This is a genomic window from Methylophilus luteus (assembly GCF_042676265.1).
Taxonomy (GTDB): Bacteria; Pseudomonadota; Gammaproteobacteria; order Burkholderiales; family Methylophilaceae; genus Methylophilus; species Methylophilus luteus.
In genome coordinates, this window is the sequence record NZ_JBHTKB010000003.1 from 96513 (window position 1) to 114454 (window position 17942).

20 protein-coding genes are annotated in these 17942 nt (G+C 50.3%); 3 read left to right on the forward strand and 17 right to left on the reverse strand.

All coding sequences use genetic code 11. The annotated features are described in order from the left end of the window. Positions 1 to 67: 67 nt before the first annotated feature. The 12 genes from atpD to mnmG all read right to left on the reverse strand — a co-directional run bounded on the left by atpD (position 68) and on the right by mnmG (position 11120). Complete coding sequence (atpD, locus tag ACFQ1Z_RS12810; RefSeq protein ID WP_379058235.1) at positions 68 to 1504, reverse strand: F0F1 ATP synthase subunit beta; 1437 nt, start codon at positions 1502 to 1504, stop codon at positions 68 to 70. A 66-nt stretch (positions 1505 to 1570) separates the two neighbouring features. Beyond that, positions 1571 to 2440, reverse strand: coding sequence for a F0F1 ATP synthase subunit gamma (gene atpG, locus ACFQ1Z_RS12815; protein ID WP_379058238.1), 870 nt, complete (start codon positions 2438 to 2440; stop codon positions 1571 to 1573). Positions 2441 to 2469: 29 nt separating this feature from the next. Next, positions 2470 to 4011: a F0F1 ATP synthase subunit alpha gene (gene atpA / locus ACFQ1Z_RS12820; RefSeq protein WP_055830703.1), complete on the reverse strand. Its 1542-nt coding sequence runs from the start codon at positions 4009 to 4011 to the stop codon at positions 2470 to 2472. A 16-nt stretch (positions 4012 to 4027) separates the two neighbouring features. Next, a complete protein-coding gene (locus tag ACFQ1Z_RS12825; protein WP_379058241.1) occupies positions 4028 to 4564 on the reverse strand; it encodes a F0F1 ATP synthase subunit delta in 537 nt (178 codons plus the stop codon). Positions 4565 to 4573: 9 nt separating this feature from the next. After that, positions 4574 to 5044 carry a F0F1 ATP synthase subunit B gene (locus tag ACFQ1Z_RS12830; protein ID WP_379058244.1) on the reverse strand — a complete coding sequence of 157 codons (471 nt, stop codon included), beginning with the start codon at positions 5042 to 5044 and terminating at the stop codon, positions 4574 to 4576. Positions 5045 to 5109: 65 nt separating this feature from the next. Then, a complete protein-coding gene (gene atpE, locus ACFQ1Z_RS12835; protein ID WP_055830697.1) occupies positions 5110 to 5376 on the reverse strand; it encodes a F0F1 ATP synthase subunit C in 267 nt (88 codons plus the stop codon). Between the two features lie 60 nt (positions 5377 to 5436). Further along, complete coding sequence (gene atpB, locus ACFQ1Z_RS12840; RefSeq protein ID WP_379058247.1) at positions 5437 to 6324, reverse strand: F0F1 ATP synthase subunit A; 888 nt, start codon at positions 6322 to 6324, stop codon at positions 5437 to 5439. Between the two features lie 28 nt (positions 6325 to 6352). Then, complete coding sequence (locus ACFQ1Z_RS12845) at positions 6353 to 6745, reverse strand: ATP synthase subunit I (protein ID WP_379058250.1); 393 nt, start codon at positions 6743 to 6745, stop codon at positions 6353 to 6355. Positions 6746 to 6904: 159 nt separating this feature from the next. Next, positions 6905 to 7753 (reverse strand): ParB/RepB/Spo0J family partition protein, encoded by an 849-nt coding sequence (locus ACFQ1Z_RS12850; RefSeq protein WP_379058252.1) that lies wholly within the window; start codon positions 7751 to 7753, stop codon positions 6905 to 6907. A gap of 48 nt (positions 7754 to 7801) precedes the next feature. Next, the gene (locus ACFQ1Z_RS12855) at positions 7802 to 8560 is read right to left on the reverse strand and encodes a ParA family protein (RefSeq protein ID WP_379058254.1); all 759 of its coding nucleotides are present in this window, start codon (positions 8558 to 8560) and stop codon (positions 7802 to 7804) included. Next, entirely contained in the window at positions 8560 to 9186 is a 627-nt protein-coding gene (rsmG, locus tag ACFQ1Z_RS12860; RefSeq protein ID WP_379058256.1) for a 16S rRNA (guanine(527)-N(7))-methyltransferase RsmG, read from the reverse strand. The genes ACFQ1Z_RS12855 and rsmG overlap by 1 nt, the downstream gene beginning before the upstream one ends. Next, positions 9183 to 11120, reverse strand: coding sequence for a tRNA uridine-5-carboxymethylaminomethyl(34) synthesis enzyme MnmG (gene mnmG, locus ACFQ1Z_RS12865; RefSeq protein ID WP_379058903.1), 1938 nt, complete (start codon positions 11118 to 11120; stop codon positions 9183 to 9185). The genes rsmG and mnmG overlap by 4 nt, the downstream gene beginning before the upstream one ends. Positions 11121 to 11332: 212 nt before the next feature. Here mnmG and ACFQ1Z_RS12870 point away from each other — a divergent pair, with 212 nt between their 5' ends. Next, on the forward strand, positions 11333 to 11767 hold the full coding sequence (locus tag ACFQ1Z_RS12870; RefSeq protein ID WP_379058258.1) for a DUF1924 domain-containing protein: 435 nt from the start codon (positions 11333 to 11335) through the stop codon (positions 11765 to 11767). A 7-nt stretch (positions 11768 to 11774) separates the two neighbouring features. After that, positions 11775 to 12362, forward strand: coding sequence for a cytochrome b/b6 domain-containing protein (locus tag ACFQ1Z_RS12875; protein ID WP_379058260.1), 588 nt, complete (start codon positions 11775 to 11777; stop codon positions 12360 to 12362). A gap of 9 nt (positions 12363 to 12371) precedes the next feature. Here the strand turns inward: ACFQ1Z_RS12875 and mnmE are convergent, their stop codons facing one another. From mnmE to rpmH, 5 genes are read right to left on the reverse strand one after another with little or no spacing between them, the layout of a single operon-like run. After that, positions 12372 to 13805, reverse strand: a complete 1434-nt coding sequence (gene mnmE, locus ACFQ1Z_RS12880; RefSeq protein WP_379058262.1) for a tRNA uridine-5-carboxymethylaminomethyl(34) synthesis GTPase MnmE — start codon at positions 13803 to 13805, stop codon at positions 12372 to 12374. Next, complete coding sequence (yidC, locus tag ACFQ1Z_RS12885; protein ID WP_379058264.1) at positions 13768 to 15375, reverse strand: membrane protein insertase YidC; 1608 nt, start codon at positions 15373 to 15375, stop codon at positions 13768 to 13770. Before yidC ends, mnmE begins: the two co-directional genes overlap by 38 nt. A 19-nt stretch (positions 15376 to 15394) precedes the next feature. Continuing rightward, a complete protein-coding gene (gene yidD, locus ACFQ1Z_RS12890; RefSeq protein WP_379058266.1) occupies positions 15395 to 15604 on the reverse strand; it encodes a membrane protein insertion efficiency factor YidD in 210 nt (69 codons plus the stop codon). A gap of 5 nt (positions 15605 to 15609) precedes the next feature. Beyond that, on the reverse strand, positions 15610 to 15975 hold the full coding sequence (gene rnpA / locus ACFQ1Z_RS12895) for a ribonuclease P protein component (RefSeq protein ID WP_379058268.1): 366 nt from the start codon (positions 15973 to 15975) through the stop codon (positions 15610 to 15612). 25 nt (positions 15976 to 16000) lie between these two features. Further along, positions 16001 to 16135 (reverse strand): 50S ribosomal protein L34, encoded by a 135-nt coding sequence (rpmH, locus tag ACFQ1Z_RS12900; protein ID WP_018987191.1) that lies wholly within the window; start codon positions 16133 to 16135, stop codon positions 16001 to 16003. A gap of 340 nt (positions 16136 to 16475) precedes the next feature. Here rpmH and dnaA point away from each other — a divergent pair, with 340 nt between their 5' ends. After that, the gene (gene dnaA, locus ACFQ1Z_RS12905) at positions 16476 to 17900 is read left to right on the forward strand and encodes a chromosomal replication initiator protein DnaA (RefSeq protein WP_379058270.1); all 1425 of its coding nucleotides are present in this window, start codon (positions 16476 to 16478) and stop codon (positions 17898 to 17900) included. The last annotated feature ends 42 nt before the right edge of the window (positions 17901 to 17942 follow it).

Sequence of the window (17942 nt, forward strand, 5' to 3'; positions counted from 1 at the left end):
TCTCTTTTCTATTTCACTGAAAGAAACAAGCAGGGATAAACATCACCTGCTTGTATCCACAAACACATTAGTTCAGTGTTTTAGCTTTCTCAACTGCTTCTTCGATACCACCCACCATGTAGAACGCTTGCTCTGGCAAGTGATCGTATTCGCCGGCAACAATCGCTTTGAAGCCTTTGATGGTTTCTTTCAATGGTACGTATTTGCCTGGCGCGCCAGTAAATACTTCAGCCACGTGGAAAGGTTGTGACAGGAAACGCTGGATCTTACGTGCACGGCCTACAGACAGTTTGTCTTCTGGAGACAGTTCGTCCATACCCAGAATCGCGATGATGTCACGCAGCTCTTTGTAGCGTTGCAATGTAGACTGTACTGAACGCGCTACGTTGTAGTGCTCTTCGCCAACCACCAGTGGGTCCAGCTGACGTGAAGTTGAATCCAGTGGGTCAACCGCAGGGTAGATACCCAGAGATGCGATGTCACGTGACAACACAACTGTAGAATCCAAATGCTGGAAAGTCGTCGCTGGTGATGGGTCGGTCAAGTCATCCGCAGGCACGTAAACCGCTTGGATAGAAGTAATAGAACCCACTTTGGTAGAAGTAATACGCTCTTGCAAACGGCCCATTTCGTCAGCCAGGGTAGGTTGGTAACCTACCGCTGAAGGCATACGGCCCAGCAGCGCGGATACTTCAGTACCGGCCAGTGTGTAACGGTAGATGTTATCCACGAAGAACAATACGTCACGGCCTTCGTCACGGAATTTTTCAGCCATGGTCAAACCAGACAGCGCTACGCGCAGACGGTTGCCTGGAGGCTCGTTCATCTGACCGAACACCATGGCTACTTTTGATTCTTTCATGTTATCCAGTTTGATAACGCCAGCATCTGCCATCTCGTGGTAGAAGTCGTTACCTTCACGGGTACGCTCACCTACACCGGCAAACACGGATAAACCGGAGTGCTGTTTGGCGATGTTGTTGATCAGTTCCAGCATGTTCACGGTCTTACCTACACCAGCACCGCCGAACAGGCCAACTTTACCGCCTTTAGCGAACGGGCACACCAGGTCGATCACCTTGATGCCGGTTTCCAGCAGGTCCACTGAAGGAGACAGTTCTTCGAAAGCCGGGGCTTTCTGGTGGATAGAACGGAATTCTGTAGAGTCGATAGGGCCGACTTCGTCGATAGGGCGACCCAATACGTCCATGATACGGCCCAAAGTGCCTTCACCAACTGGCACAGAGATCGCTGAACCAGTATTCTTGAATGCGGTACCGCGTGCCAGACCGTCAGATGAACCCATGGCAATGGTACGTACCACGCCGTCACCCAGCTGTTGTTGCACTTCCAGTGTCAAACCGGCTTCTGCATTGGAGTTTTTGTCATCAATGATCAATGCATCGAATACTTTAGGCATTTGGTCACGTGGAAACTCCACGTCAACCACAGCGCCAATACACTGCACTACTTTACCTGTTACTACTTGATTTGCCTTTGCCATTTTCTTTTCCTAACTGTATGAGTCAGATCTAATTGAATTCTTTCACTTGCGCTTAAAGCGCGCGCCTTAGGACGAAACTGCCGCCGCACCGCCGACGATTTCTGAAATCTCTTTGGTGATCGCAGCCTGACGGGCTTTGTTGTACACCAGTTTCAGTTCGCCGATCACGCTCTTCGCGTTATCGGATGCAGACTTCATCGCCACCATACGTGCAGACTGTTCTGATGCCATGTTTTCGGCCACTGCGTTGTAGATCAGTGATTCGATATAACGCGTCATCAACTCATCCACCACTGGTTTAGCTTCAGGCTCATAGATGTAATCCCAATGGCCGTTAGGGCTGCCCAGTTGCTCGCCGGACAATGGCAGCAGTTGCTGCATGGTCGGCTCTTGCTTCATGGTATTGATGAATTTGGTATAGCAGATATAAAGCTGATCGATTTCACCGGCAATATAAGCATCCAGCATCACTTTGATGCTGCCTATCAGTTTTTCCAGATGCGGTGTATCGCCCAGGCCTGTGATATGTGATTTCACCTGTGCGCCTATGCGGTTCATAAAGCCATAGCCTTTGTTACCGATCGCGCTGACGCTGATGCCTTTGCCTTCAGCTTCCCAGGCTTTCATCTGGTTCAGCGACAAACGCAATACGTTGGTATTCAAACCACCGCACAAACCTTTGTCTGAGCTGACCACGATCAGGCCGATATTTTTCACCACATCACGCTTGATCAGAAACGGATGCCTGTACTCGGATTGTGCAAAGGAGAGGTGAGCAGCCACATTACGGATTTTTTCCGCATATGGGCGCGAAGCACGCATTCTGTCCTGCGCTTTGCGCATTTTAGAAGCGGCTACCATCTCCATCGCCTTGGTGATCTTGCGTGTATTTTCTACACTCTTGATCTTGGTTCTAATCTCTTTACTACCTGCCATATTAGGTTCCTAAGTCGAAGTGTCAGAGATTAATAAGCGTTAGTTGCTTTGAAATCTTGAATCGCAGCTTCCAATGCTTTCTCGTTGTCGCCACTCAGATCTTTACTGGAATCGATCGCGTCTATGATGTTCTTGTACTTGGAGTTCAAGAAACCATGCAATGCGTTTTCAAATGCCAGTACCTTGTTGGTCGGTACATCGTCAAAGTAACCTTTGTTTGCTGCAAACAGGCTCACGCCCATCGCGGCAACGCTCAGTGGTGAGTATTGCGCCTGTTTCATCAACTCGGTAAACATACGACCGCGGTCCAGCTGTTTACGGGTTGCTTCATCCAGGTCAGACGCAAACTGCGCAAACGCAGCCAGTTCACGATACTGCGCCAGTGCCAGACGCACACCGCCACCCAGTTTCTTGATGATCTTGGTTTGTGCAGCACCACCCACGCGCGATACGGAGATACCGGCGTTGATCGCTGGACGCACACCGGCGTTGAACAAGTCAGTTTCCAGGAAGATCTGGCCATCGGTGATCGAGATCACGTTGGTAGGCACGAATGCAGACACGTCACCGGCTTGTGTTTCAATCACTGGCAATGCTGTCAATGAACCTGTTTTGCCTTTGACTTTGCCTTCAGTGAATTTTTCCACGTACTCTTCGTTGACACGAGCAGCGCGCTCCAGCAAACGTGAGTGGATGTAGAACACGTCGCCCGGGTAAGCTTCACGGCCTGGTGGGCGGCGCAGCAACAGGGAGATCTGGCGGTAAGCAACCGCTTGTTTGGACAAGTCATCGTAAACGATCAGTGCATCTTCACCGCGGTCACGGAAGTATTCGCCCATGGTACAACCGGCATATGGTGCCAAGAATTGCAAGGCAGCAGAGTCAGATGCTGAAGCAGCCACGATGATGGTGTAAGCCATCGCGCCGTGCTCTTCCAGTTTACGTACCACGTTAGCAATGGTAGAAGCTTTCTGGCCGATCGCAACGTAGATACAGGTCATGTTCTGACCCTTCTGGTTGATGATCGCATCAACAGCAACAGCTGTTTTACCAGTCTGACGGTCACCAATGATCAATTCACGCTGGCCACGACCTACCGGCACCATGGAGTCGATAGACTTCAGGCCAGTTTGTACTGGTTGTGAAACTGATTTACGCGCAATCACGCCTGGTGCGATCTTTTCAATCTTGTCAGTCAGTTTGGTTTTAACCGGGCCTTTGCCGTCGATAGGCTGACCCAGTGAGTTCACTACACGGCCTATCAGTTCCGGGCCGACTGGCACTTCCAGAATACGACCGGTACATTTACATACGTCGCCTTCGGTGATGTGCTCGTAATCACCCAGCACCACCGCACCCACGGAGTCACGCTCCAGGTTCAGTGCCAGACCGAATGTGTTGCCTGGAAACTCAATCATCTCGCCAGCCATGACATTGGACAAACCGTGAATACGCACAATGCCGTCTGTCACAGAAATCACCGTACCTTGGGTACGCGCTTCAGCGGTAGTAGAGAAGTTTTCCAAACGGCTCTTGATGAGCTCGCTAATCTCTGATGTTGATAACTGCATTTAAATCTCCTATGCCTTATGCTGTTAGCGTATAGGCTAAATTTTGTAACTGACCTTGGACAGACGCGTCGATGACGGTGTCGCCAACAATAATTTTGATGCCGCCGATGATTTCCGGATCTACCGAAACGCTTGCTTCAATTTTCTTGCCGAACTTGGCTTCCAGACGTTTGACTAAATCTTTAGTCTGCGCCGCTGTCAGTTTTGCAGCAGCGATGATTTGAGCGTCCAGCGTGCCTTCATCTTGCGCTTTCAAAGCCTCAAAAGCTTCAGCAATGGCAGGCAATAAGGATAAACGGCCGTATTCAACCAAGATCTTGATTAAATTCTGCCCATGAGCATCCAGATTGTCGCTGCCCACTTTGAGGAAGGCCGCTTCAACATCAGCAGCATCCAGTTTCGGGCTATCAATCAGGGTTTTCATGTGCGCATCGGTAGCAACTGCCGCAGCAAATGCCAGCATTTCGGACCATTTTGCCAATGCCTTTTTTTCTTTGCCCAATTTGTAGGCGGCAACGGCATAAGGCCTTGCAATGGTTGAGAGTTCAGCCATGTTTTATCCTTATAGTTCCGCAGCAAGTTTAGACAACATCTCGCTATGTGCTTTGGCGTCGATCTCTTTACGCAGGATTTTTTCCGCACCGGCCACAGCCAGCGTAGAAACTTGAGCGCGCAGGCCTTCTTTAGCGCGGTTCACTTCCTGATCGATTTCGGCTTTGGCACCAGCAATAATGCGATCACCTTCAGCTTTGGCATTACCCTTAGCTTCATCGATGATTTGCGCAGCGCGTTTTTCAGCTTGCCCAATGATCTCACTTGCTTTTTGTTTTGCTTCATTCAGTGTCGCGTCAGATTTTTTAGCCGCTACTTCCAAGGCACTTCTACCTTCTTGTGCAGCAGCCAAACCATCGGCGATCTCCTTTTGACGCGTTTCTATCGCTTTTAACAGCGGCGGCCAAACGAATTTCACTGTGAACCAAATCAACACTGCAAATGCGATAGCTTGCGCGATGAGTGTGAAATTAATATTCATTTTTGATCCATCTTACTGGGTTGTTGAAAGGTTTAAGCCACTGCTTAAACCCTACCTGGCGTTAATTACTGTGCAACAACGCTCAACAATGGGTTTGCGAATGCAAACATCATGGCCAAACCAACACCGATAATGAAGGACGCGTCGATCAAACCCAACAGCAGGAATACTTTACCTTGCAAAGCTGGGATCATTTCTGGTTGACGTGCAGCACCTTCCAGGAAACTTGCACACATAATACCAATACCGATACAGGCACCTGCAGCACCCAAACCGATGATCAAACCGATGCCAATGCCTGTGTAGGCCTGAATCAATGCTAAAGCTTCCATTATGTATTACCCTCTCTTATGTAAAGAAATAAAAACAACTACAAACTAAAAAATTTAAAACTAGTGCGATTCATGCGCCATGGCCAGGTACACCACAGTCAGCATCATGAAAATAAAGGCTTGCAAGGCGACGATCAGAATGTGGAAGATAGACCAGCCAGCACCCAATACTGCACCTGCGATGGTGCCGGTGATGCCGGTGGCTGCCCACAGACCCAGCAACAAGAAGATCACTTCACCGGCATACATGTTGCCGAACAGACGCAATGAATGTGAAAGTGGTTTTGAAACATATTCGATAAGGTTAAAAGCGAAGTTTGCAACAAACAGCAAAGGGCTTAAAACGAGACCAACAAAGCCAAGCGCGCTTTTAGGTTTGAAGAATTTGGCAGAACCGAACGGGGCACAGAACAATTCGTGTATCCAGCCGCCCAGGCCTTTGGCCTTGATAGAGAAGAAAATCATCAGCAACCAGACTGCCAGCGCCAATGCGAATGTGGTGTTGATATCTGAGGTTGGTACTATGCGCCATTTAGCATGCTCACCACCAAAAAAGCTAACGATAGCGGCTACCCAGTCAACCGGCAAAAAGTCCATCGAGTTCATTGCCAGCACCCACATAAACACCGTTAAGGCTGTTGGGGCAATAAAACTATGCCTATCACCGTGGAAGATATTCTTGACTTGATCATCAATGAAACCGAACACTAACTCTACAAAAGCCTGGCGCTTGGTCGGTACACCGGCAGTAGCGCCACGTGCGACCCACCAGATCAGACCCATCACCAGCAAACCCAGCACCACCGAAGTCAACAAGGTATCGTAATGCAGCACCCAAAAACCCTCGGACGCCGTATTACCGTTAACACCCTGCGCATTAAAGCTCAAATGGTGGCCAATATAATCTGCAGGTGTGCGCTCTGCTTGCTGTACGTGTTCGGTTGTCATAATCTCAAACTATTTTAAATAAACGTGTCTACACAGGGGTTTGCGATTTTGCCAGGGCAGCACCCGAGAACAGGGCAGCGGCCGCCAGACCGGCAATCAGCGCAAACGGCACCAACGATTGATACAACTTGAATACCGCCAATAAAATGATCGCGATAATCAGAATTTTTACTGCTTCAGCCTTGAGCAGATTCAACAACACATCTGTTGCCTGCGTTTTTGACCTGCTTCGTGCTGCTATTCTTGCGGCGAACCATGCACCCACGATGACCGCTGTGCCACCTAACAAGGCTGAAACACCTGCGGGAAAGCCGGAGATCAGAGCCGCTGCCACGGTGACCACTGCTGTTGCCACCACTTGCCAGCGCAGCATGTTGCGATACATTTGTGCGTCGGAGAGGCTTGTTTCCAGTGTGGTCATGGGGTTTAACTGCAAAAAATCAAGGCAAATTGCTACAAAGACGCGAGATTTTGAATTATTCACCGTGTGAAGTCAAGCTTTCAACGCGACATAACTGCCTGAATGTGCTGGAAAAATCCTACCTCATGCCATTTTTTTGCATTTTGCCGGAACTTTTGCTTATTTGCCTGTGAGTTTTGCTATCCATTCATCCAGCTGGTCTAAATTGGCATAGCTCAGTTTCAACACGCCGGAACCATTGGTTTTTGCACTGATATTCACGCCCGCACCCAATTGCTCGCTCAATTGTGTCTGCAGGGAAGCAATATCCGGCTGCTCGATTTCCCTGGCTTTCTTTTTGCTACCGGGGGCCTGTTGCATCAGGCGCTCCACCTCTCGCACCGATAAGCCGTCCTGCACCACTTTATTAGCCAACAAAATTTGCTTCGCCGGCTCTACGCCTACCAATGCCCGGGCATGGCCCATATCGATCTGGTTATCCAGCAGCATATCCTGCACCATAGGCGTCAGCGTCAGCAGACGTAACAAGTTTGAGACCGCCACCCGTGAACGGCCTACGGCTTCGGCGGCTTTTTCATGCGTCATGTCGAATTCGTCTATCAGGCGCTTGATGCCCATGGCTTCTTCCAGCGGGTTGAGGTTCTCGCGCTGTATGTTCTCTATCAGGGCCATCGCCAGGGCGGCTTCATCGGCGATCTCGCGCACCAGCACCGGCACTTCGGTCAGGCCGGCTTTCTGCGACGCACGCCAGCGGCGTTCACCGGCGATGATCTCAAATTTGTCCTCTGCGATCTCGCGCACCAGGATAGGTTGCATGATGCCTTGCGCACGTATGGAATCGGCCAGTGTTTGCAGGGCCTCCTCATTCATATATGAACGCGGCTGATATTTGCCCGGCTGCAGCTGACTCACATGCAGCGTACGTAGCGTGTCCGATTGCGCGATGGTTTCCACATCACCGGATAACAATGCATCAAGTCCGCGTCCTAATCCTTTGAGCTTAACCATACTGCTGATTCCTTGTGTTGAATGTCTGTAAATAGTGGGTATGAAAGATCAGTTCTTTTGTATCAGTTCCTGCGCCAGCTCCAGGTATGCCTGCGCACCTTTGGAGGCACGGTCATATAGCAGCACCGGCATGCCATAGCTGGGCGCTTCCGCCAGCCGCACATTGCGCGGAATGATGGTCTGGTAGACCTTTTTGCCAAAATGGCTGACCAGTTGTGCCGACACCTGTTGCGCCAGCATATTGCGGTTATCAAACATGGTACGCAACAGGCCTTCGATCTCCAACACAGGATTTAAGTGAGCGCGCACTTTCTTGATGGTGTTGACCAGATCTGACAAACCTTCCAGCGCATAGTACTCGCACTGCATGGGGATCATCACCGAATCTGCGGCGGTCAGGGCATTCACCGTCACCAGGTTGAGCGAAGGCGGGCAGTCCAGCAATGCATAATCATAGCTGTCACCGAGTTTTAGAAGGGCATTTTTCAAACGTGTCTCACGCGCCATTTCGTTGACCAGCTCGACCTCAGCGCCGGCCAGGTCGCGATTGGATGGCGCGACATCGAATTTGGCCGCTTCCGCATGCACGATCACTTCCTGCAAGGTCTTATTACCTATCAGCACCTGATAGATACTATCCTTGAGATGGGCTTTATCTACGCCGCTACCGGTACTGGCATTGCCTTGCGGATCCAGATCGACCAACAACACTTTTTTCCCCTGCTCGGCCAGGCTGGCAGCCAGATTGACGCAGGTAGTGGTTTTGCCCACTCCGCCTTTTTGATTGGTGATCGCGATTATTTTCATTATGAATTCTCAAACACGATTAAATGTCTTTCCGCCTGCAGGCTAGGCACTTGCAAGCGAATAATTTCTGTAGGGATGACACTCGCCAGTTGCAATTCGTCCGCTGGCACCACACCTTTCATGGCCAGCCAACGGCCATGATCTATGATCAGATGCATGGTCAGACGCCTGAATAAAGCGATATCTGAAAATGCCCGGGAAATGACCTGGTCAAAAGGCGAGGGCGGCTGGTAGGCTTCGACCCGTCCGTGTACCACTTCAACATTACTCAAACCCAGTTCCGCTTTCACCTGGCGCATAAAAATGGTTTTTTTCTGCACCGTATCTATGGTGGTCACCTGCACATCGGGGCGGGTGATGGCGATGATCAGCCCCGGCAAGCCGCCGCCGCTGCCTACATCGAGCAAGCGGCCGGACTGTATATGCGGCAATACACTCAGGCTATCCAGTATATGCAGGCTCAGCATTTCCTGCGGGTCGCGCACCGCGGTCAGGTTGTATACCTTGTTCCATTTTTGCAGCAGGGCGATATACGCCAGGCATTTCTCCTGCATCTCTGCTGAAACGACTGCTGCCAAACCTAGTGCCTCAACACCGGCGGCTAATTGTGCTGCCAATCCCGTCATGCTGCTGCGATATCGCCCGAGTGACTTTGTTTTTTCTGTTTACGCTTGAGATACACCAGCAATAAAGAAATGGTGGCTGGCGTAATGCCCTGGATGCGACTGGCCTGGCCTATGGTCTCCGGTTGTTGCTGCAGCAGTTTCTGGCGCGCCTCATTACTCAGACCATGCACATCATTATAATCAATCAGAGCGCCGAGCTTGATATGCTCACTGTTTTTCTGGCGTGCGATCTCTTCATTCTGCCTGTCTATATAACCCTGGTATTTGGCTGCAATCTCCACCTGTTCTAGCGCATCATCAGCCAGCGTATCCGGTGAGGGGACTATCTCCAACAGTGACTGATAACTGATTTCCGGTCTACGCAATAATTCAAACAGGGAATACTCATGCTCCAGCGCTTTGCCAAAAACAGCCAGTTGTGTTTCACGTGAAACAATCTTGTTTTGACTACTGCTGTTCACTTGACCGCCCTCAGGCTGTAAATAGGTGCTCTTGAGCCTTGCCTGCTCGCGCGCGACCATTTCCTGCTTCTTGCTGAATGCTTCCCAACGGGCATCATCTACCAGGCCTAATTTACGGCCGATCTCGGTCAGCCGCATATCGGCATTGTCTTCACGCAACTGCAGGCGGTATTCGGCGCGGCTGGTAAACATACGGTAAGGCTCATTGACACCGGTGGTGATCAGGTCATCCACCAGCACCCCCAGATAGGCTTGTTCGCGGGAAGGGCACCAGCCTTCTTTATCCCGTGCATACAGAGCTGCATTTGCCCCTGCCAGCAGGCCTTGTGCAGCAGCTTCTTCGTAGCCGGTAGTGCCATTGATCTGCCCGGCAAAAAACAGCCCTTGCACGGCCTTGGTTTCCAGAGTCGACTTTAAGCCTCTGGGGTCATAGTAGTCATATTCTATGGCGTATCCGGGGCGCAAGATGTGTGCATTCTCCAGACCACGGATAGAACGCACCAGCGCCAGCTGGATATCAAAGGGTAGACTGGTTGAGATACCGTTGGGGTAGATCTCATGCGTGGTAAGGCCTTCAGGCTCTAGAAATACCTGGTGAGATTCTTTATCGGCAAAGCGGTGTATCTTGTCTTCAACCGACGGGCAGTAACGTGGGCCCACACCTTCAATTACGCCGGTATACATGGGTGAGCGATCCAGGCCGCTGCGTATGATGTCATGGGTTTGCTGGTTGGTATGCGTGATCCAGCAAGGCAGTTGTTGCGGATGTTGTGCCGCATTGCCCAAAAATGAGAATACCGGCACCGGTGTATCACCAGGCTGTACCGTCATCACACTGTAGTCTATGCTGCGGCCATCGATGCGAGGCGGAGTGCCGGTTTTAAGACGCCCGGCCGGGAGACCTATCTCACGCAATCTGGCAGCCAGTGAAATAGCTGGCGGGTCGCCGGCGCGCCCGGCACTATAATTCTGCAAACCCACATGCACCAGGCCACCGAGAAAAGTACCCGCAGTCAGCACGACAGACCTGGAGTAAAAGCGCAGCCCTATCTGGGTCACTACGCCAGTGGCTTTTTCACCTTCGAGGATGATATCGTCCACCGCTTGCTGGAACAGCCACAGATTGGCCTGGTTCTCCAGGCGATGGCGTATGGCAGCTTTATACAGAATACGATCAGCCTGGGCACGCGTCGCACGCACTGCCGGGCCCTTGCTTGAATTCAGGATACGAAACTGGATACCACCTTCATCGGTGGCTGCAGCCATGGCGCCACCGAGTGCATCCACCTCTTTCACCAGGTGACCCTTGCCTATGCCACCGATAGAAGGGTTACACGACATTTGCCCCAATGTTTCGATGTTATGGGTCAGCAACAGAGTTTTTTGCCCCATGCGCGCAGCCGCCAGCGCCGCTTCGGTACCGGCATGGCCGCCACCGACAACGATGACATCGAATTTATCAGGGAAATTCATCATAAAGTGATTGAACTGTTTGATTTTAAAAAGAGTTGTGATTTTAGCGTAAACTAGGCAGATGGTCATGCTTAATCACATTTTAGTTACACCTGAAGCGTGTTTTAATACAAATTGATAACGGTTTAATACAAATCAATTACACCAAGGCCATATTTATTTAACATAAAAATACTAAAATTTGACTCAATAATAACCAAGGAGCTCTTACCATGAGAATGAAAACAATGATTGCTGTATTCGGGGTACTTTTTTCTGCACACGTATTGGCAGACGTTACCAATGCTGAAAAACTGGTGTACAAATATACCAATATCGCCCAGTCAGTTAACCCATCTTTTAAAGCACCATCCATCACTGACGGCAAGATTTTCTTTAACCGCAAGTTTCAAACACCTAGCGGTAAAGAAGCGGCTTGCGCATCCTGCCACACCAACAACCCGGCTAACACTGGCAAGAACATCGTGACCAACAAGGAAATCCCACCGTTGGCACCGCGTGTGAATACCAAGCGCTTTACCGACCTGGATAAAGTAGAAGAAGAGTTCACCAAACACTGCAACGATATTTTGGGTGCTGATTGTGCACCTGCAGAAAAAGCTAACTTTATCGCCTATCTGTTAACCGAAACCAAGCCTAGCAAATAAGCACAGCATGCTGCGCTACGTTTGGGACCCGTTTATCAGGATCTTCCACTGGTCACTGGTGGCAGCATTCAGCTACGCTTTTTATACCCATAGTTCCATGTGGGACCGCCTGCACCATGCTTATGCAGGCTACATAGCGGGCACACTGATCGTAGCGCGCATCATCTGGGGCATAGTGGCAACCGGTTACGCCAATTTTCAGCGCTTTCCGTTAAACCCTATCTGGGCTTTCAAGTATTTTTTCAAACTACTGAAAGGTACGGCCAGGCATTATATAGGCCACAACCCGATAGGCTCACTGGCGATCTACGCCATGCTGGGTCTAGGCATTATCGCGGTAGGTTCAGGCTGCATTGTTTATAACAGCGGCTGGGGCTTTATTGATGCCGACATGAGCCAGGTCATACATCATTATGTGACCTGGGGATGGCTGGCGGTAGTGGTAGTGCATGTGCTAGGGGTGCTGTTTGAAAGTTTTATCCACCACGACAACCTGATCTGGGCCATGATCACCGGTAGCAAACGCGTGTGTAGCATTGATGAACGCTTCAGCCAACGCAACACACCTTTTCCCAGACGAAAAAAAGCCCGCTGATGCGGGTTTTTATTTGCCTATGCAAAAATGGCTGAAGATCTCGCCCAGTAAATCGTCTGGTGTGAACTCACCAGTGATAGAGGCCAGCGCCTCCTGAGCACTGCGTAACTCTTCGGCAATCAATTCGGCGGCATGCATCTGCATGGTAGCATTCTGCAAATGTGAGTCCACTTGTTGCAATGCCTGCAGGTGACGGGCTCGCGCCATAAAAACACCCTCGTTACCCGGCTGATAACCTACAATTTGCAGAAGCGTTTTTTGTAGGGCGTCTATACCTAGGCCTGTCTTGGCTGATAAAAACAGGTGTGTCTCTTTTTCGCGAATTTCGATACGCGATGTTTCACGTGAAACATCTATCTTGTTATGCACCCAGATTTTTTCTATCTGAGCCGGCAAATACTGCAGAATCCCTGTTTCATAAGGCCCTATGCCATGCTGGCTATCCACCAGCAATAAAGCCACCTGGGCGGTTTCTATGGCCTTCCAGGTACGTGCTATCCCGACTTGCTCAACCACATCGTCAGTCTCACGCAAACCAGCTGTATCAATAATATGTAGAGGCACACCTTCGATCTGAATCACGCTTTTAATGGTATCGCGGGTAGTGCCTGCAATCGGCGTCACGATAGCCACATCTTCACCTGACAGCGCATTCAGCAAACTGGATTTGCCGACATTGGGCTGGCCAATCAGAACGACATTCATACCCTCACGCAGCAGGGCTCCCTGTTTTGCGCGCTGGTAAATAGTCTGCAGCGTTTGCTGATTGGCTTGCAGCTTTTCCAGCACCCGACCCTGACTGATAAAATCAATGTCTTCTTCAGGAAAGTCCAGGCAGGCTTCCACATACATGCGCAAATCTATCAACTGCTGTAACAAAGTCTGGATAGCGTGGGAGAACTCGCCGGACAAGGATCTAACCGCACTGCGCGCAGCTTCAGCGGTAGAGGCATTAATCAGGTCAGCGACTGCTTCAGCCTGCGCCAGGTCCAGTTTATCGTTCAGGTAGGCACGTTGAGTGAACTCACCGGCGACTGCGTGGCGGGCGCCAGCTTCAATACAGCGCGCCAGCAGTATCTGCATCAGCGCCGTACCACCATGCGCCTGCAACTCAAGTACATCTTCCCCGGTATAAGAGTGCGGATTGGGAAAGTATATGGCGATGCCGGTATCTATCAGGCTGCCATCTGCCTGAAAGAAAGGCAGGTAAGCCGCGTGGCGTGGGGCAGGGCAGTGGCCTAGCAACTGCGCAGCGATCTGTGGCACTAGCGGGCCGGATACCCTGACTACACCTATGCCACCGGCACCAGGTGCGGTGGCGATCGCTGCTATGGTCTCAACAGGCACATGGCCAGTCGCTGCCTGACCATGTGCTGGATCAAACGGACTGACGCCGGATTGCTGATTATTTGCCATTCCCTTTTTTCGCGACAGTCTCGGCATGTATCATGCGGTTGATCGCCCATTGTTGCCAGATAGAAAGAATATTGTTCACCAGCCAGTACAGCACCAGACCAGCCGGGAAGAAGAAGAAGAACACACTGAACAGCACCGGCATGATCTTCATGACCTTGGCCTGAATCGGGTCGGTAGGCGGCGGATTCAAGGTGGTTTGAATGATCATGGTGGCGCCCATCAGGATAGGCAGAATAAAGTAAGGGTCTGTGGCAGACAAGTCCTGGATCCAGCCAAAGAATGGTGCGTGGCGCAGTTCAACTGAACCCAGCAACACCCAGTACAGGGAGATAAACACTGGGATCTGCACCAGTATAGGCAGGCAGCCGCCCATAGGGTTGATCTTCTCGGTACGGTACATCTCCATCATGGCTTGCTGAAGTTTTTGCTTGTCGTCGCCAAACTTGTCTTTCAGCGCTTGCATACGTGGTGCCATCTCGCGCAAATGCGCCATATTGCGGTAGCCGGAAGCAGACAGCTTGAAGAAAGCAGCCTTGATCAGTATGGTCAGCACAATGATCGCGATACCCCAGTTTTTCACCAGGTCATGGATATGCGTCAGCAACCACATCAACGGTTTAGCGATCACCGTCAAAATGCCATAATCCACCACCAGGTCCAGACCAGGCGCTGCGGCTTCCAGTTCGGCCGGGATCTGTGGGCCGCTGAATAATTTGGCATCTACAGTTTTAGTAGTACCAGGGGCAATCTCACCGACAGGCACCATGGTGCCTACCGAGAAATCCTGCTCGGTCAGTTTGGTGGTATAAAATTTACGCTCTGCATTACCTGCCGGAATCCAGGCACTGACAAAATAATGCTGCACCAGGCCTATCCAGCCGTCTTTAGAAGTGATGGATACATCTTTCTTCGCCATCTCATCAAATTTGATCTTGGTGAAATGGTCAGTCTCGTTGTAATAAGCGCCGCCGGTGAATGTCGGCATCATTTTAGAGCCTTGGTTAGACTCTTTATCATGAATGATCTGATAGTAGACAGAGGGAGAAATAGATTTGTCGCTATTGTTCTTAATCTCGTAGCGGACATCGATCACATACTGGCCACGGTGGAACACATAGACCTTATCTACGCTGAAACCTTTTTCCTCAGGCGCGGATAAACGCACTTCCAAAGTATCCTGTCCATCCTGCAATGCATAGCTGGTCTGTGTAGCGGTAAAGGTCTGGTAATGGTTAGGCAGGCCATCACCCTTAAGGCCAGTCTGCGCCACATACAGTTTATCTGCACTGGCATCGCTCATCAGCTCATACGGGCCTGAGCTATCGTCGGCTTTATGCTCCAGCAGGGATAACTGGCGCAGGTCGCCACCTATGGTATCGATAACAGCCGCATAGCGGTCTGTTTTGACAGAGATACGCTCACCTTTTTTCAGGCTGAAACCGTCGCTTTCCTGTGGCTTATCCGCAGGCGCGCCTGTTGTTGCAGGCGCAGTCTGCGCTACTGGCGTTTCAGGTGCATGTTCTTTTTGCCAGGCATCCCATAGCAACATGATGGAAAAAGAAAAAATGACGAACAGAATTAAACGGCGAGTATCCATAAGGTTTCGTTTTTACAAGTCAAGGAAGAGGATCCACACCACCAGGATGCCAGGGATGACAGCGGCCGATACGGGCCACAGCCAGCCACGAGCCTTTGATAGCGCCATAGCGCTGCAAAGCTTCGATCGCATAGTGTGAACAGGTAGGATGAAAACGGCATTGACGGCCCAGCCAGGGACTCAAGCCCCACTGGTAACACTTTATCAAAGTAATCAGTACCATTTTCATCAGCGTTAGGAAACTGTAGAGGTTTTTTTAAGCTTGCTCAGCAATAGCGATAAATCACGTTGTACTGCCTGAAAATCTGCCTGCTGAAAAGCCTTGCGAACCTGAAGCACAACATCATAACCGCTTGCGGTTGAAGATGGTTGATTTCTTAGCAATTCACGCAGTACACGCTTCATATAATTACGGCTGACCGCCAGTTTGGCGATTTTTTTGGGCACCACCAGACCATAACGATTGAGCGCTTGCTGGTTAGGTTTGATATTGGCAAGCAACCACTCGCCATATAAGCGTTTCCTGAAAGTAAAAACGGATGAAAATTCATCCGTTTTTCTAAGCTTATACAATGTCATGGCTGCTGCAATGTCATGCATAGACTCAAGCCATGCAGCACCGGGATTACAGACCCAGGCGTTTACGGCCTTTAGCGCGACGGGCAGCGATCACTGCACGGCCACCTTTGGTTTTCATACGAACAAGAAAGCCATGGGTACGCGCACGACGGGTTTTAGATGGTTGGTAGGTACGTTTCATTATTTAGCTCCTGCGCCAAGTAGGGAGTCAATCCCGACAATTAAAATCTGTTTCGGCACCGCTGATTTCGCAGCTGAAATTTGCCGATTTCAAAAACCCTTAATTAAACATGAATTCAGCCGGGTATGTCAATGATTTTTTTTATATTTTTATAGTCCAGGGCTGTGGATAACTCCGGTCAAAACGTTTAGAATGTCCCCAGTGAATCATTCTCAATAAACAGTTTTGATTCTCTCTTCTGCCACTCTTTCCTGGCACATAACGAATAAACAACAGCAAACGACTCTCAGGCGCATACGCCGGGCTAAGCTTTTTGCAAAAATTGAAAAACACTGGAGCAATGGAAAACTTTTGGGCGCATTGTCTGCTGAAGTTCGAACAGGAACTATCCGCACAACAATACAATACCTGGATCAAACCGCTGCGTGCACGCGTGAATGGTCAGGCTGTGCAAATCGTCGCGCCTAACAAGTTTGTCATGCAATGGGTAAAAAGCAAGTTTTTTAACCGTATTGAATCCATTGCTCATGAATTGTCCCACAGCGTAGTGGTCGAGCTGATCGTAGACAGCAGCATACTGCAAACAGAACCTGCTTTAGTGAATACTGCCCTGGCCAGCAATGGTGCCGCCGCAACCGCGGGTGAAGCGCCAGCGGCCAAGAGCCAGCCCAGGCAGATCGAAAAGCCAGCTGAAAAGAAACTTTTTACTAGCCGGGCGCCGGTTAAAAATATCAAAGCTGAAAAAAGCAGCGGTCTCAATAACAGTTTTCTTTTCGATAATTATGTCACTGGTCGCGCCAACCAGCTGGCGCGCGCTGCAGCGATACAGGTTGCCGGTAATCCCGGCCAGGCCTATAACCCTTTGTTTATCTATGGTGGCGTGGGGCTGGGCAAAACGCATCTGCTGCAGGCGATAGGCAATGAGCTGAAAAAAATCAAGCCGGAAGCCAATATCCGCTACCTGCATGCCGAACGTTATGTATCTGACGTGGTGAAAGCCTACGAGAACAAGGCGTTTGACGAGTTCAAACAGCAATACCACTCATTAGATCTGCTGTTGATCGATGATATTCAATTCTTTGCCAAGAAGACGCGTACCCAGGAAGAGTTCTTCTATGCTTTTAATACACTGATAGAAGAGAAAAAGCAGATCGTCATCACTTGCGATACCTATCCTAAAGAGATCGTGGATATGGATGAGCGCTTGCGTACGCGCTTTAGCTGGGGGCTGACGGTTGCCGTTGAGCCGCCGGAACTGGAGATGCGCGTCGCCATTCTGCGTAAAAAGGCCGAGACCCTGAAGATCAACCTGCATGAAGATGTGGCGTTTTTTGTTGCCAAGCAGATCCGTTCCAGTGTGCGCGAGCTTGAAGGCGCACTCAACCGTATCATCGCCATGGCCAACTTTACCGGCCATGCCATCGATGTGCATCTGGCCAAAGATGCCTTGCGTGACCTGATCGCCGTGCGCGGCCGCCAGATCACCATAGAGAATATCCAGAAAACCGTCGCTGATTATTACAAGATAAAAGTCAGCGATATGTTCAGTAAAAAGCGTTCACGCAATGTCGCCAGGCCGCGCCAGGTGGCGATGTCACTGGCCAGGGAATTAACCAATCACAGCTTTCCTGAGATAGGCGAAGCCTTTGGCGGACGTCACCATACCACCGTGATGCATGCCTGCGATGAAATCGAGCAGCTGCGCCTGAACGACCAGACACTGGCCCGCGATATTGGTTTTTTAACGCAGGTGATCAGAGATTAAGGCAACAGATTACAAAAACAAAAGCTGTGGATAAGGTGCGAA